The 13,572-nt window shown below is 65.9% G+C and carries 13 protein-coding genes; 2 read left to right on the top strand and 11 right to left on the bottom strand.

Going from position 1 to position 13,572, the window contains the following annotated elements; translation table 11 throughout:
• Positions 1-2 precede the first annotated feature (2 nt).
• Positions 3-401, bottom strand: coding sequence for a D-ribose pyranase (rbsD, locus tag BI344_RS06280; RefSeq protein WP_071112133.1), 399 nt, complete (start codon positions 399-401; stop codon positions 3-5).
• Positions 398-1,288: a ribokinase gene (locus tag BI344_RS06285; RefSeq protein WP_071112134.1), complete on the bottom strand. Its 891-nt coding sequence runs from the start codon at positions 1,286-1,288 to the stop codon at positions 398-400. The genes rbsD and BI344_RS06285 overlap by 4 nt, the downstream gene beginning before the upstream one ends.
• Before the next feature lie 286 nt (positions 1,289-1,574).
• On the opposite strand from BI344_RS06285, the gene BI344_RS06290 reads away from it, so the two are divergent.
• Positions 1,575-2,324: an MgtC/SapB family protein gene (locus BI344_RS06290; RefSeq protein WP_083339012.1), complete on the top strand. Its 750-nt coding sequence runs from the start codon at positions 1,575-1,577 to the stop codon at positions 2,322-2,324.
• 4 nt (positions 2,325-2,328) lie between these two features.
• On the opposite strand, the gene zapE is transcribed toward BI344_RS06290, so the two are convergent.
• The 9 genes from zapE to BI344_RS06335 all read right to left on the bottom strand — a co-directional run bounded on the left by zapE (position 2,329) and on the right by BI344_RS06335 (position 12,389).
• Entirely contained in the window at positions 2,329-3,492 is a 1,164-nt protein-coding gene (gene zapE / locus BI344_RS06295; RefSeq protein WP_071112135.1) for a cell division protein ZapE, read from the bottom strand.
• Positions 3,493-3,582: 90 nt separating this feature from the next.
• A complete protein-coding gene (locus tag BI344_RS06300; protein ID WP_083370098.1) occupies positions 3,583-4,347 on the bottom strand; it encodes a substrate-binding periplasmic protein in 765 nt (254 codons plus the stop codon).
• Positions 4,348-4,396: 49 nt separating this feature from the next.
• Positions 4,397-5,008 (bottom strand): glutathione transferase, encoded by a 612-nt coding sequence (gene yfcF, locus BI344_RS06305; protein WP_083370099.1) that lies wholly within the window; start codon positions 5,006-5,008, stop codon positions 4,397-4,399.
• A gap of 81 nt (positions 5,009-5,089) precedes the next feature.
• Positions 5,090-5,980 carry a cysteine synthase CysM gene (gene cysM / locus BI344_RS06310; RefSeq protein ID WP_071112138.1) on the bottom strand — a complete coding sequence of 297 codons (891 nt, stop codon included), beginning with the start codon at positions 5,978-5,980 and terminating at the stop codon, positions 5,090-5,092.
• Between the two features lie 322 nt (positions 5,981-6,302).
• Positions 6,303-6,491 (bottom strand): hypothetical protein, encoded by a 189-nt coding sequence (locus tag BI344_RS06315; protein WP_139166902.1) that lies wholly within the window; start codon positions 6,489-6,491, stop codon positions 6,303-6,305.
• A 186-nt stretch (positions 6,492-6,677) separates the two neighbouring features.
• Positions 6,678-9,500: an FAD-binding and (Fe-S)-binding domain-containing protein gene (locus BI344_RS06320; protein WP_241499265.1), complete on the bottom strand. Its 2,823-nt coding sequence runs from the start codon at positions 9,498-9,500 to the stop codon at positions 6,678-6,680.
• Positions 9,497-10,954, bottom strand: coding sequence for a LutB/LldF family L-lactate oxidation iron-sulfur protein (locus BI344_RS06325; RefSeq protein WP_071112141.1), 1,458 nt, complete (start codon positions 10,952-10,954; stop codon positions 9,497-9,499). The genes BI344_RS06320 and BI344_RS06325 overlap by 4 nt, the downstream gene beginning before the upstream one ends.
• A complete protein-coding gene (locus BI344_RS06330) occupies positions 10,951-11,649 on the bottom strand; it encodes a LutC/YkgG family protein (protein WP_071112142.1) in 699 nt (232 codons plus the stop codon). The genes BI344_RS06325 and BI344_RS06330 overlap by 4 nt, the downstream gene beginning before the upstream one ends.
• Positions 11,646-12,389 (bottom strand): (Fe-S)-binding protein, encoded by a 744-nt coding sequence (locus BI344_RS06335; protein WP_071112143.1) that lies wholly within the window; start codon positions 12,387-12,389, stop codon positions 11,646-11,648. Before BI344_RS06335 ends, BI344_RS06330 begins: the two co-directional genes overlap by 4 nt.
• 388 nt (positions 12,390-12,777) lie before the next feature.
• On the opposite strand from BI344_RS06335, the gene BI344_RS06340 reads away from it, so the two are divergent.
• Positions 12,778-13,548: an FCD domain-containing protein gene (locus tag BI344_RS06340; RefSeq protein ID WP_071112144.1), complete on the top strand. Its 771-nt coding sequence runs from the start codon at positions 12,778-12,780 to the stop codon at positions 13,546-13,548.
• Positions 13,549-13,572 lie beyond the last annotated feature (24 nt).

The following is a 13,572-nucleotide window of genomic DNA, read 5'->3' on the forward strand; positions in this document are numbered from 1 at the left end:
CCTCAGAAGATCACGCCGGAGTGCAGGATCACATTGGCATAGGGCGTGCACTCTCCGGTGCGGATCACCGCCCGCGCCGCCAGGCAACGCTGCTTGAACTCCTCATGACTGACGAAGTCCAGCGCCACGCCTTGCTGCGCGATGGCTTCCGCCTGCGCCAGCACCGCCGGATTATGCTGGCGGCACTCGATGGCGAACACCGCGCGCTCGCACTGGAAATCCGCCAGGATGCTGTCCAGCACGGCGGCGAAACCCGGCTGGCCCAATTGCAGCGCCAGATCGATGCACTCGACGCCGGGCGGAATGGGCAGGCCGCAATCGGCTATCACCAGGCTGTCGGTATGGCCCATGCCGGCCAGGATGCGGGCGACGTCGCGGTTCAGATGGCCGTGCTTTTTCATGGCTGCCGCTCCAGGAAAGCGTCCAGCTCGGCCAGCGTGGGCATGCCGCCTTGCGCGCCGTGGCGGGTGACCGACAAGGCGCCGGCGGCGCCGGCGCGGCGCACCGCCAGCGGCAGGCCCAACGGCAGGAACGTGGCCAGCGCGCCGTTGAAGGTGTCGCCGGCGCCGGTGCTGTCGACCGCCTCCACCGCGAAACCGGGCTGGTGCAGCAGCTTGCCGCGCATCATCGCGTAATAGGCGCCATGGCGGCCGTGGGTCATCACCAGCTTGCCCGGCTGCTCCACCAGCAAAGCCCGCCAGTCGGCGTCGGGTTGCGCCAGCATGGTGAGGAATTCATGTTCATTCGGCGTCAGCAGCGCGATCTGCGCCAGCAGCGCTTCCGGCAACGGGATGGCCGGCGCCGGGTTCAGCAGCAGCGGCTTGTCGTGGCGCGCCGCCAGCATCGCGGCGTGCTGCACGGTTTCCAGCGGAATTTCCAGCTGGGTCAGGATCACATCGGCATCGATGAACGCCTGCTCGGCGGCGTCCAGATGGGCGGGCTGCAACAGGTGGTTGGCGCCGGGCACCACCAGGATGGCGTTGTCGCCGCCGGCCACGGTAATGACGGCGATGCCGGTGGCGGCCTCCACCGAGTGCAGGCAAGCGGTGTCCACGCCCTCACGCTGCAGGTGCTGACGCAATTCCGCGCCGAAAGCGTCGTTGCCGACGCAACCCAGCAGCGCGACTTGCGCGCCCAGCCTGGCGGCGGCCACCGCCTGGTTGGCGCCCTTGCCGCCGGGATAGGTGGCGAAGCCCTCTCCCATCAGCGTTTCCCCAAGCCTGGGCAACTTCCCGGCGGAAACCACCAGGTCCATATTGATACTGCCGATGACCAACACCCGAGTCATGCAACCCTCCCTGTACCTTCGCTACATCACGGTGCGAAAGCGGAAAAATTCTAGCTAAAACGTAATCAGCACTAAGTTATAACAGAGTTCCGGCCCGGCAAGGAAGAGGTTTCCGCCAAAAATGTAGTGAATGAACTACATAGTTCCACATGAAAATATCTGCACCAATCCATTCAGTCCGCGCCGCCCATCGCAGGCGCCGCGCCGCGGCGCTGAGTAAGCCGCCGGCAAATATGGGATGATGGCGAGCTAAGCAGCAAAGTCGGATAGCATACACGGAGACACCATGGACATGAGTTGGCAGCAGTTGATCGATCTTTACTGGAGCGCGGCGAAATGGCAGGTCAACCTGCTGATAATGGGCAACCTGCTGGGCGGCCTGTGCCTGGGCAGCCTGCTGGGTTATGAGCGCTGGTACAACGGCCGCGCCGCCGGCATGCGCACCTATGGCTTGGTATGCATGGCCTCGACCGCGGCAATCAGCATCATCGGCTATTCCGGTTTCTGGTACGGCGGGCATAATCCGGACACGGTGCATGGCGACATGACGCGGGTGGCGCAAGGGGTGCTCACCGGCATAGGCTTTCTGGGCGCCGGCATGATCATGAAGGAAGGGCTGAGCATCAGCGGCCTGACTTCGGCCGCCTCGGTATGGATGTCTTCGGTGATAGGTATTTTGCTGGGCGTGGGCTTTTACGCCGCCGCCATCGCGCTGACCTTGCTGTGCATGGCGTTCGTGGTGGTGGTGAACCGGATTGAGCACATCCTGCCGCGCCGGCTCAGCCTGTTCATCACCATCAGGCTGATGCCCGACCACAACTGGACGGTGGAGACGCTGGAGCAGCGGCTGGCGCGCTCCGGCCTGCTGCTGCACGACGAGAGCATCAGCATCAGGGCAGATCAGGCCGGCACCGTGTGGAACTTCATGATCTCGGCGCAGAACCGCCGCACCTTCATCAGCGTGGTGGATCTGGCGCGCGACATCATGGCCGCCGACCACATCCAGGAACTGGACATCCAGCCGGCGCGCAACTGATGCCTTACACCGCCACGCCCGGCGGCGGCTGATCGTGGCTTTGCGCCATCGACTGGTGCGGCAGCTCCAGATAGCTTTTCGACTGCATCTCGGTCAACCGGCTGGCGGTGCGGAAAAACTCCCCCGCCTGCAGGCCTTCGGTGTAGATCTCTTCCGGCGCGGCGGCCGCCGAGGCGATCAGCTTGACGCGGTTGTCGTAGAACACGTCCACCAGCCAGGTGAAGCGGCGCGCCACCGAAGCCTGCTTGGCGGTCAATCTGGGGATGCCGGACAGGAACACCGTGTGGTAGCCGCTGGCGATTTCCAGATAGTCGGTCTGCGCGCGCGGGCCGTCGCACAGTGCGGCAAAATCGAACCAGATCACCCCCGGCGACATCCTTTTCACCGGAATGCTGCGCCCCAGCACCGTGATCTCACCCTGCTTCAACTGGGGGCCGGTGCTGACGCGCCGGAACAGCTGCATCATTTTTTCCCCGTTCGCCGCATCGTCCGGCACCATGAACAGCGGTTCGCGCGTCAGCTCGCGCAGCCGGTAGTCGTTGCCGCCGTCGACATTGAGCACATCCAGTTCGCGCTTGATCAGCTCTATCGTCGGCAGGAAGTTCTGCCGCTGCAGACCGTTGGGATAGAGATCGTCCGGCGCGTAGTTGGAGGTGGTCACCACCACCACCCCGCGCTCCAGCAGCGCCGACAACAGCCGGCCCAGCATCATCGCGTCGGCGATGTCCGACACGTGGAATTCATCGAAACACAGCAGCCGGGTGGCCTTGGCGATCTGGTCGGCGTAGGCCAGCAGCGGGTCCGGACTGCCTGCCAGCTTGCGCAGCTCGCGATGGGTCTCGGCCATGAAGTTATGGAAATGGATGCGGCGTTTGCGGCGGTAAGGCACGCAGGCGTAGAACGCATCCATCAGGAAGCTCTTGCCACGCCCCACACCGCCCCAGAAATACAGGCCACGCGGCACTTCGGGGCTCCTCAGGCTGCGGCCCAGGAAGCGATTGCGCTTGGACTTGAAGTCCACCAGTTGGTGCCACAGGCTGTCCAGCCGCTCTATGGCCGCCGCCTGGGCTTCGTCATGGATGAAGCCAGGCTTTTCGCTGGCCATCCGGTACCAGTCCTTCGGGCTGCAGTGGACGTTCTCGTCCGGGGAAAATGTGTGTTGCGACATGGTTATGCTTGATTCTGCGCGACTGGTTGGCGCCGCCGCGGCGGCCGGGAATCCCTGCATGATAACCGCTTTGCCCCATTCTTGCCCCACTCAGCGGCAAGGCGCCAGCCGGATGCCGGACGGCGCGGCCAGCCGCTGCAGGCTGCCGTCGCGGCACATGTCGTCCAGCGCGCGGTTGAATTCGGCCAGCATGCCCGGCCGCACCCGACTGCGGGTGAAGCCGTACAAATAGGTGAGCGGGCGCACCTCGGCCAGCTGGCGGATATTGGACAGGCCGTCGCGGCGCATCCAGTAGCGCGCCACATCGTCGTTGGAGAAGGCCACCGCCTCTTTGCCGTAGCGGCCGGCCGCCAGCTTGCGCAGCACGGTTTCCGGGTCCAGCTCCACCGCGACGCTGACGCCGGGCACGCCCTTGACCAGCCGCTCGCAATTGTCCTGCGACAGAGACGGGCCGTACACCGCCATATTGCGGCCGGTCAAATCGGCCGGCCGCCGATAGCGCAAGGCCGCGCCGCCCTGCACATACAGGCCGTAGCTGCTGGACAGCACCGGCCGCGACAGCTCCATCACCGCGCGCCGCTCCGGGGCGTCCTGCACCAGCACCAGGCCGTCGGCCCCGCCCTGGTTGATGGTGAGCAATGCCCGCTTCCAGACCATGATCTGCACATCGCAGCGCCAGGACAGCCGGCGGCAGGCTTCTTGCAGGATGACCACCAGCGCGCCGCCCGGCTTGCCGGCCGCGCTCTGGGAAATGAAGGGCGGGAACAGCTGGGTGACGAAAGACAGTTCGCGCGGCGCTGCCTCGGCCCGCAGACAGGCGCAGGCCAGCAAGCAACCCAACCACGCTGTTCGCATCTTCCCTCCCCTGCCTGTTTTCAATCAGTATAGGACTGACAGAGAACAATTATCCCGGCTGGCGCGCCCTCCAGGCCGCCAGCGACGGCCGCTGCCACTGCCGCTCGGCATAGACGGCCAGCCGCGGCGGCAGCTCCGCCGCCGTCAGCCGCTTCAACAGCAATGCCAACTCGGCGTCGACGACGCTCCAGGCGCCGAACAGGTCGCCGCCGTCGGCAGGCGCCACTTCCTCGGCCAGGGCAATCAGCTTGTGCGCCGCCGCGCGCGCCGCGTCGCCCAGCGGCAAGGCCGGCTGCAAGCCGTACACAACCTCGGTGCTGCGCTCGTCGCGCAAAGACAGGAGGTCGCTGCGCAGCCAGGCCTGCAACTGGCGGGCGCGGGCGCGCTGCCGCAAATCGCACGGCAACACCCGGACCGTGTCCGGGTAGGCTTCTTCAAGGTATTCGATGATGGCGGAGGACTCGCTGAGGCAGAAATCGCCGTGCCGCAGCATGGGAACGCGGGAAGTTAGCGATTGCCGGCGATAGGCGGACTCGAACTGCTCGCCGCCGCCCAGGTCGCGGACGCATACGTCAAAGGGTAGCCCCTTCTCGCTCAGCGCCACAAAAGCCGCCATCGCGTAGGGGCTGAGAAAATCTTGATCGACGTGGAGTTGCAGCATGTCATTGTCTCGTCTGAACCGAAGCATGACATGCTAATCGCAGACTTGGCCTCAGCCAAGCCCGCGACCCTCAATAGTTTGTCAAACGGCGTCGAACAATCCGGTAGATAGGTAGCGGTCACCGCGGTCGCACACCACCGACACGATCACCGCGTCCTTCAGTTGGGCATCCAGGCGCAAAGCCACCGCCAGCGCGCCGCCGGACGATGGCCCGGCCAGGATGCCTTCGCGCCGCGCCAACAGCCGCGCGGTGTCCTCCGCCTCCTGCTGGCCGACATATTGAATTTCGTCCACCCGTGAGAAATCGCAGATGCTGGGCACGTATGGATCTTCCCATTTGCGGATGCCGGCGATCTGGCTGCCCGGCTCCGGATGCACGCCTATGATGCGGATATCCGGATTCCTCTCCTTCAGGAAGCGGCTGCTGCCCATGATGGTGCCGGTAGTGCCCATGCTGGAGACGAAATGGGTGATCCGGCCCTGAGTGTCGGCCCAGATTTCCGGCCCGGTGGTTTCGTAGTGCGCCAGCGGGTTGTCCGGATTGGAGAACTGGTCCAGGATGCGGCCTTCGCCCGCCGCCTCCATGCTGCGCGCCAGGTCTATCGCCGCTGGCATCGAACCGGCGGCCGGCGTGAGAAGTACCTCCGCGCCGTAGGCGCGCATCGCCTGCACCCGCTCGGCGCTGGAGTTTTCCGGCATGATCAGGATCATCCGGTAGCCCATCATCGCCGCGGCCATCGCCAGCGCGATGCCGGTGTTGCCGCTGGTGGGCTCGATCAGCGTATCGCCGGGCCGGATGTCGCCGCGTTGTTCGGCGCGCCGTATCATCGACAGCGCCGGCCGGTCCTTGACCGAACCGGCGGGATTGTTGCCTTCCAGCTTCAGCAGAATCACATTGCCATTGTCGCCCGGCAGGCGCTTGAGCTTGACCAGCGGCGTGCCGCCGACGAAATCTTCCAGATGCTTGTACACAGAGGTTCTCCCAGAACTGGCCCCATTATATCTATTGGCTATCAGTAGAGACGAAATCGTTATTTCTAATCTAATAACCGTCGGTAACAGGACCATCCTGCGCGCCGTCGGCGGAATGAACCTAGCAACTTTTGCAAACGGCCTGCGGCAGGGAGGTGCGGCGATCGGGAACCGACTGGGGCGATGCGGGGGAAATTCACGGGGAAGATTGAAACACTGCTATGCCGCCGAAAACACATAGCCACACAGCCGGCCAGTGAACGATCAGGCTCAATCAAGCGCGGAATGGGGAGACGGCGCCGATAGTTTGGCGCCATGGGGTTCACTGGGTGTAGGTGTCCAAAAAGGCGCGGACTCTTTCCTCCGCCTTTTCACGCGCAAGATGATAACGCTGCTGCACCAGGCTGATCAGCTTTTGAAGCTCATCTTCAGTTTCCATTGCCTCATCGGACGGCAGTATCTCGTTGCGGGAAGGCGTGGCTTGATTCCGTACTGGGGTGTTGTCCATCATCATGGCTCCGTATGTTCGGCCGGCTAACATGGCTAGTCGCCACGTGGACAAAGAGTACAAAGACCGATTCGCGACGTATGTGCGCCACCCCACGCATGCGCAGATAGCGTCCATCCGCCATCGGAAGATCGGCAACCGGCCACCCGACAAAAGAGAATCGCCGCCTAAAAATCATCGCGGCTTTGCTCAGGCCCCTCCGGGCGGCGCGCTGCAAAAATCCAGCAAAGCCTCGATGCTCTGGTACTCAAAGCCCGCGTGTTCGGTCAGGCCGATCTGGCAAGTTCGGCTCATCGACACGCCGTGCCGGCAAGCTTCGGGCAAAACCGGCTTCAGCCGCCGCAAGCTATGGGCGTTCAGCTCCGGCACGGTGAAGCCCTTGTCGCCGGCAAAGCCGCAACAAGCGATATCGGGCACCGTCAACCGCTCGCAACAGCGCTCGGCCAACTGCGTGAGCGCGCCGGCCACTCCCATGCTGGAAGCGCTGCACGGAATATGCAGCGCCAGTTGATCGCGCCGGCGATGGAACCGCAGCCTGGGAAGCACCCGTTCAACCAGAAAGCTGGCGGCGTCGAACAAGTTGAGCCTGGCATCCAGCAAGCCGTCCGCCTGAGCCTGTTTCACCCTCGCCGCGCACGGGCCGTTGTCCAGATACACCGGATGCAAGCCATCCCGGCTGGCCCGCAGCAGCGCCCGGTTCAACGCGCGCTCGGCATCGCCCTGCGCCGCCGCAGCATTGGCCGAGGCGAATGGCTGGCCGCAGCATAGGCCATTGTGGCCGGGTGGATAAACGGGATGGAAGCCGGCGCGGCGCAACAGGCTGACCGCGTGTCCCGCCACGGAGCGCCCGCCGGCGCCCTCCGCCAGCACGCGGTTGACGCAGCTGACAAACAGCACCACCGGCTCGCCCCCGCCGGTCAGTTGCGGCAACGGCGCGGCGGCGCGCGGCAAGCTGGCCGGAATCAAGGGAATGATCTTGCGCCTGCTGCGCAGCCGTTGGCTGACGGCGTGCAGGCGCTCGGGGCCGAACCAGTGCGCCAGGCGCAGGCCGCCGCGCGCCGCCGCCGTCATCAGGCCCATGCGGCGGGCGGCGAACATCGCCGCTCCGGGCCGGGACGACGCGCCTTGCAGCCGCTTCATCAGCGCGCCGGCATTGATGCCCACCGGACAGCGGGCGGCGCACATGCCGGTGGCCGCGCAAGTGTCGATCGCGCGGTAGCGGTAGTCTGCCCGCAGCGCCGCCAGTTCATCCGCCGCGCCGCCTTCGCGCTGCAATTGCCGGATGCGCCGCCAGGCGACGATGCGCTGGCGCGGACTAAGGGTAAGGCCGTGCGAGGGACAGGCCGGCTCGCAGAAGCCGCATTCGGTGCAGCGGTCCACCAGCGGGTCCGCCGCCGGCATCGGCTTGAGGTTTTCCAGATGCAGCCTGGCGTTGTCGGTGATGATCACCCCGGGATTGAGCAGGCCCTCCGGGTCGAACAAGGCCTTGATGCGGCGCATGATGTTCCAGGCGGCGTCGCCCCACTCCTGGCGCACAAACGGCGCCACATTGCGGCCGGTGCCGTGCTCGGCCTTCAGCGAGCCGTCGTACTCGCCGGCAACCAGGTCGCTGACGTCCTGCATCAAGGCCTCGTAGCGCGCCACTTCGGCCGGGCTGTCGAAGCCGGGCGCGAACACAAAGTGCAGATTGCCGTCCAGCGCGTGGCCGAACAGCAGCGCCTCGTCGTAGCCATGCTTGTCGAACAGCCCGGTCAGCCGCGCCACGCCGTCGGCCAGATGCTCAATCGGAAACGCCACATCCTCGATCACCACCGTAGTGCCCACCGGCCGCGCCGCCCCCACCGCCGGAAACAGGCCCTTGCGCAGCGCCCAGTAGCTTTCGCACTGGCGCGCGTCGCCGCTGAAGCCGCTGGACGCCTGCGGCGCATAATCGGCGAGCAGCTGATCTATCGCTGCGCGATGCCCGGCCAGCTCGGCCGCGCCGCCGGCGCGCAGCTCGATCAGCAGGCAGCTGCTGCCCGGCCCCACCGTATGATAGAGAAAGTCCGGCAAACCGCTGTTGTTCTGCACCGCGCGTATGCTGCGGCTGTCTATCAGCTCCACCGCCGACACGCCGCAGCGCTGCCGCGCCGCGCTCAGCGCCGACACCGCGCGGCAGCAGCGCGCCAGATCGTCGAACAACACCAGCGCGGAAGCCTTGTGCGGATGCTCGACTATGGTGCGGAAGGTGATCTCGCTGATGAAGCCCAGCGTGCCTTCCGACCCGATCAGCAAGTGGCTGAGCATCTCCACCGGATCGGCAAAATCCAGCAAGGCGTTGATGCCGTAGCCGGTGGTGTTCTTCAGCCGGTACTTGCGGCGCACCCGCTCCGCCAGCGCCTCATCGTCGGCCAGCTCGCGCGACAATTGGGCCAATCCGTCCAGCAGGCCGGCATGGGAGGCGCGGAACGCCGCCACGCTGGCCGCATCGGCGGTGTCCAGCACCGCGCCATCCAGCAGCAGCGCGCGGATGGCGAGCATGGTGTGGTAGCTGTTGTCGCGGGTGCCGCAGCACATGCCGCTGGAGTTGTTGGCGGCGATGCCGCCTATCTTGGCGGTGTTGATCGACGCCGGATCGGGACCTATCTTGCGGCCGTACGGCGCCAGCATCGCGTTGGCGTGGGCCCCTATCATGCCGGGCGACAGCCGGATGCGCGCGCCGCCGTCCAGCACCTGGCCGCGGTTGAAACCGTCGCCCAGCAGCGCCAGCACCGAGTCCGACACCGCCTGGCCGGACAGGCTGGTGCCGGCGGCGCGGAAGGTGACCGCCACCCGGTGCTCGCGCGCCAGCCGCAGGATGTGGCCGACTTCGGCCTCGTTTTCCACTTTCGCCACGATCTGCGGCCGCAGCCGGTAAAAGCTGGCATCGGTGCCGTAGGCCAGCGTGGACAGCGGATCGGTATGGATGCGCGCCGCCGGCAGATGGGCCAGCAGGTCCTGGTGAAAAGCGCGGTGGGCGGGACTCATGCTCATGACAGCTCCCGGCGGGCGGCTTCGCGCTCGCGCACCCGTTCGTGCAGGGTTTTGGCCGCTGGCGTCAGCGGAACATGATTCTGGGTCCAACCCAATTGGTTTGGCGGCGTGAGCCTGCGCAGCCGCGTCGCCGCCCAGCCGAACATCCGGTACAGATTGGGCGAAGCGTGCAGCAGCCGCCAGCCCTTCCAGGCCAGGCTCTCCGCCACGCTGTGCGCCGCGCCCTGGCCGCGCAGCGGATGGACGACGCGCTGGTCCGCCGGACGCTGGCTTTCCTGGCGCAGCCGCATCAGCATTTCCGGGATCGGTATCCGCACCGGGCACACCTCGCCGCAGGCGCCGCACAGACTTGAGGCGGTCGGCAGGTCGCGGGTGTCTTCCAGTCCCATCAGGTGCGGCGAGATGATCTCGCCTATCGGCCCCGGATAGGTGGTGCCGTAGGCATGGCCGCCGATGCGGGTATAGACCGGACAGTGGTTCATGCAGGCGCCGCAGCGTATGCACTGCAGCGTCTTGCGCAGCTGCTCGTCGGCATAGGCCTGGCTGCGGCCATTGTCCAGCAACACCAAGTGCACCTCGCGCGGGCCGTCCTTCTCGTCCGCCTTGCGCGGGCCGCTGATCATATTGAAATAGGTGGTGATCGGCTGGCCAATGGCGGAACGGGTCAGCAGGCTGTACAGCGGCACCACGTCCTCCAGCTTCTCAACCACTTTCTCGATGCCGGTGAGCGCGATGTGCAGGTCAGGCACCGTGGTGCACATGCGGCCGTTGCCCTCGTTTTCCACCAGGCACAGCGTGCCGGTTTCCGCCACCGCGAAATTGACGCCGGACAGGCCGACGTCGGCATCCAGATACTTCTGCCGCAGCACGCGGCGGCCGATCTGGATCAGCGCGTCCACATCCTCGGTATATGGCGTGTCCGGCAATCGCTGATGGAATAGCTTGGCGATATCGGCCTTGGTCTTGTGGATGGCCGGCATGATGATGTGGGTGGGCTTTTCGCCGGCCAGCTGCACGATATACTCGCCCATATCGCTTTCCACCGCCTCCACCCCCCGCCCGGCCAGATAATGGTTCAGTTCTATCTCCTCGCTGACCATGGACTTGCCCTTCACCATCAGCCTGCCCTGCCGCGCCGCCACCAGCGCGTGGATGATCCGCGCGGCCTCGTCGGCGGTCGCCGCCCAATGCACCGCCACGCCGTTGGCGATGAGTTTTTCCTCCAACTGCTCCAGCAAATCGGGCAGCCTCGACAGGCAACGCTGGCGGATGGCCTCGCCCAGCCGACGCAGGGCATCCAGCTCGGCAGGGTCGGGAAAAGCGTCCAGCCGCTTGGCCATCAGGAAGTCCATCGCGCCGCGCAGGCTGGTGCGCAGCTTGTCGTCGGCCAACGCGCTTCTGGCGTTGTCCTTGAATTGGCGCGACGAATGGACGGTGATCGGATGCTCGCTCATGGCTGTCCTCCTGCCAGGTCGGCCGGGGCCACATGCGCCGGCAGCAGCGCCAGCACCAGCAGCTCGCGCGGGCCGTGCGCGCCGTAGGCCAGCGTTTGCTGGATGTCGGCCGTCTTGGACGGGCCGGAGATCAGCAAGGCGTTGGTGGGCATGCCATCCTGCCAGCGCTGGCTGCTCAGCGCGGAGTAGAAGTCGGGATATAGCGTGGAGGTGTCGAACAAGGCGATGTGCAGCGGCGGCACCAGGCTCATGGTGCGCGGCTCCCGCTCGTCCGGCCACAGCACCAAGGTGCCGGTGGCGGCGATGCCGCAACGAACGCCGGTGAAAGCCGCCGCGATGTCGAACAGCTCCGCTTTCCAGCCATCCACCGCCTGCTCGAACCAGCGCAGCGCCGGCGCAGCGGCCATGCCGTGCAACGCGGCGGCGGCCGCCCGGCCGTGCGGCGTGTCGGATAACAGCAACGAAGCCTGCGGATGCGCCGCCAGCCAGGACGCCAGCTGCCGCGGCCAATCATCGGCCCGCGCCCACAGGATTTCCGTCTTCACCGCACGCATCATCGCGGCCCAGTGGCGCAGCGCGGCCAGTTCATCCTGTTGATTGCGAAAACGCTGAAAATGGGCAGCGAGGTCGGGCCGCGGCAGCGGCTGGCTGGGCGCGGCCCGCAGCTTGGCAAGGATGCAGCCGCGCGCGCTCATGGCTTGCCCCCGGTACGCTCCAAAAGGAAGCTGGCCAGATGCCGGCCCTGAAAGACGCTGCCGCATTGCGCCAGCTTGCCGTTGATGTTGAGCAGGCAGCCGCCGTCGGCGGTGACGAACTCCACCGCGTCGCTGCCCACCAGCGCCCGCGCCTTGTCCTCCACCATCGCACCGGCGATGTCCGGGTGCTTGATGGAAAAAGTGCCGCCGAAGCCACAGCATTCCGACTCATGGTCATGCGCCACCCGTTCGACATTGGCCAGCCGGTCCAGCAATCCCCAACTGGACAGATGCACATTCATCTCGCGCCGCGCCGAACAGGAAGTGTGCACCGCCACCTTCACCGGCTCGCCCAAGTCCTGGGGCCGCCAGTTCAGGCGGTTGAGCAGGAAATCGGTGAGCTCCACCACCCGCCCCGCTATCGCACAGGCCTGCGCCTCGTCCGGCTGGCCTGAAAACAGGCGCGGCCAGTGGTGCTTGATCATGCCGCCGCAGGAACCGGACGGCACCACGATGGGCCAGTCTTCCGGGAAGCACGCCAGCTGCGCGCGCGCCACCGCCAGCGCCTCGCCAGGATGGCCGCTGGTATAGGCCGGCTGGCCGCAACAGCTTTGCTGCTGGGGAAAATGCACGCGCATGCCCAACCGCTCCAGCAGGACGATGGCGTCCAGGCCAGCCTCCGGCAGAAACAGGTCGAGCAGGCAGGTGCCGAACAGGTAGACATCGGCCGGCTGGCTCATGGCGTCCTTTGTAAATTGGTATGACCAATTATCCTTATCCAAATCACTGTAGAGCGATTGCCCGGCTTCGTCAATATGACAATGAGCCGCCGGGCGGCGTCGACGCTGCCGCATAGACGCGTCAGACCAGGCTCATCCATGCCGACCTCCAGAGAAAACTCCTTTGGATCACCCGCCCGCCCGGATGCATGGCCTCATGCCCGGCATGCAAAAGTCATTTTCGACAGCGGCGAATAATAAGGGGAACGCCCGTCGCGCCGGCGCCTCCCCCGCAAGGCGCGACACGCCTACCGGCTGTCCACCCCGGCATGCCACCCCTGCCAACCCTTGTGATAAGCTGCCCGCATCTGGTCAGACCAATACTCCGCCCGAGCGCGCCCCGACAAGCATGAACTACCCTAAAGTCACCCTGCCCAAGCTGTCCGACGTCATCGTCCGGCAATTGGAAAAACGCATTCTCGACGGCGTGCTCAAGCCCGGCGACCGGCTGCCGCCGGAGCGGCAACTGGCCGAGGAGTTCGGCGTGTCGCGGCCGTCGCTGCGCGAAGCGATCCAGCAACTGGCGTCGCGCGGCCTGCTGTCCAGCCGCCAGGGCGGCGGCACCTGGGTGACGGACAGGCTGGAAACCGCTTGGTCCGACCCGTGGGAAAAGCTGCTGCACCAACATGAGGAACTGCGCGGCGATCTGCTGGAGTTCCGCCGCGTGCTGGAGGGCACGGTGGCGCGCTGCGCCGCCAGCCGTGCCACCCCGGCGGACCTTGAGCGGCTGCAGCGTTGCGTGGACAAGTTGCAGCAGGCCTACAGCGGCGGCGATCTGACCGAACAGGCCCGGGCCGACGTCGAGTTTCACCAGGCAGTGGCGGAAGCTTCGCACAATGTGCTGTTCGCCCACCTGTCCGGCAGCCTGCTCTCGATGCTGCACCGCCATGTGAAGGACAATATCGCCAATCTCTTCGCGGTGGGCGAGGTGGCGGAAGCCTTGCGCGACCAGCACCTGGCCATCTGGCGAGCGATACGCGAACGCAAGCCGTCCGAGGCGCAACTGGCGGCGGAGCGCCATCTGGACTTTGTCGCAGGCACGCTACAGAGCCAACAGCAGCAGACCGAGCGCGACGAGCGCGCGCGGATGCGGCTGGCGCAGGGCAGCCCAGAACGCTGAAAACAATAAGGCCGCGCCATCCGA

The sequence above is a fragment of the Chromobacterium sphagni genome, assembly GCF_001855555.1.
Lineage (GTDB): Bacteria > Pseudomonadota > Gammaproteobacteria > Burkholderiales > Chromobacteriaceae > Chromobacterium > Chromobacterium sphagni.

Coding starts and splice junctions, on each gene's coding strand:
- zapE (WP_071112135.1), bottom strand. CDS start 3,492: ATGTCGCAACACACATTTTCCCCGGACGAGAACGTCCACTGCAGCCCG.
- BI344_RS06300 (WP_083370098.1), bottom strand. CDS start 4,347: ATGCGAACAGCGTGGTTGGGTTGCTTGCTGGCCTGCGCCTGTCTGCGG.
- yfcF (WP_083370099.1), bottom strand. CDS start 5,008: ATGCTGCAACTCCACGTCGATCAAGATTTTCTCAGCCCCTACGCGATG.
- BI344_RS06325 (WP_071112141.1), bottom strand. CDS start 10,954: ATGAGCGAGCATCCGATCACCGTCCATTCGTCGCGCCAATTCAAGGAC.
- BI344_RS06320 (WP_241499265.1), bottom strand. CDS start 9,500: ATGAGCATGAGTCCCGCCCACCGCGCTTTTCACCAGGACCTGCTGGCC.
- BI344_RS06315 (WP_139166902.1), bottom strand. CDS start 6,491: ATGATGGACAACACCCCAGTACGGAATCAAGCCACGCCTTCCCGCAAC.
- BI344_RS06330 (WP_071112142.1), bottom strand. CDS start 11,649: ATGAGCGCGCGCGGCTGCATCCTTGCCAAGCTGCGGGCCGCGCCCAGC.
- BI344_RS06290 (WP_083339012.1), top strand. CDS start 1,575: ATGGACATGAGTTGGCAGCAGTTGATCGATCTTTACTGGAGCGCGGCG.
- BI344_RS06285 (WP_071112134.1), bottom strand. CDS start 1,288: ATGACTCGGGTGTTGGTCATCGGCAGTATCAATATGGACCTGGTGGTT.
- rbsD (WP_071112133.1), bottom strand. CDS start 401: ATGAAAAAGCACGGCCATCTGAACCGCGACGTCGCCCGCATCCTGGCC.
- BI344_RS06340 (WP_071112144.1), top strand. CDS start 12,778: ATGAACTACCCTAAAGTCACCCTGCCCAAGCTGTCCGACGTCATCGTC.
- BI344_RS06335 (WP_071112143.1), bottom strand. CDS start 12,389: ATGAGCCAGCCGGCCGATGTCTACCTGTTCGGCACCTGCCTGCTCGAC.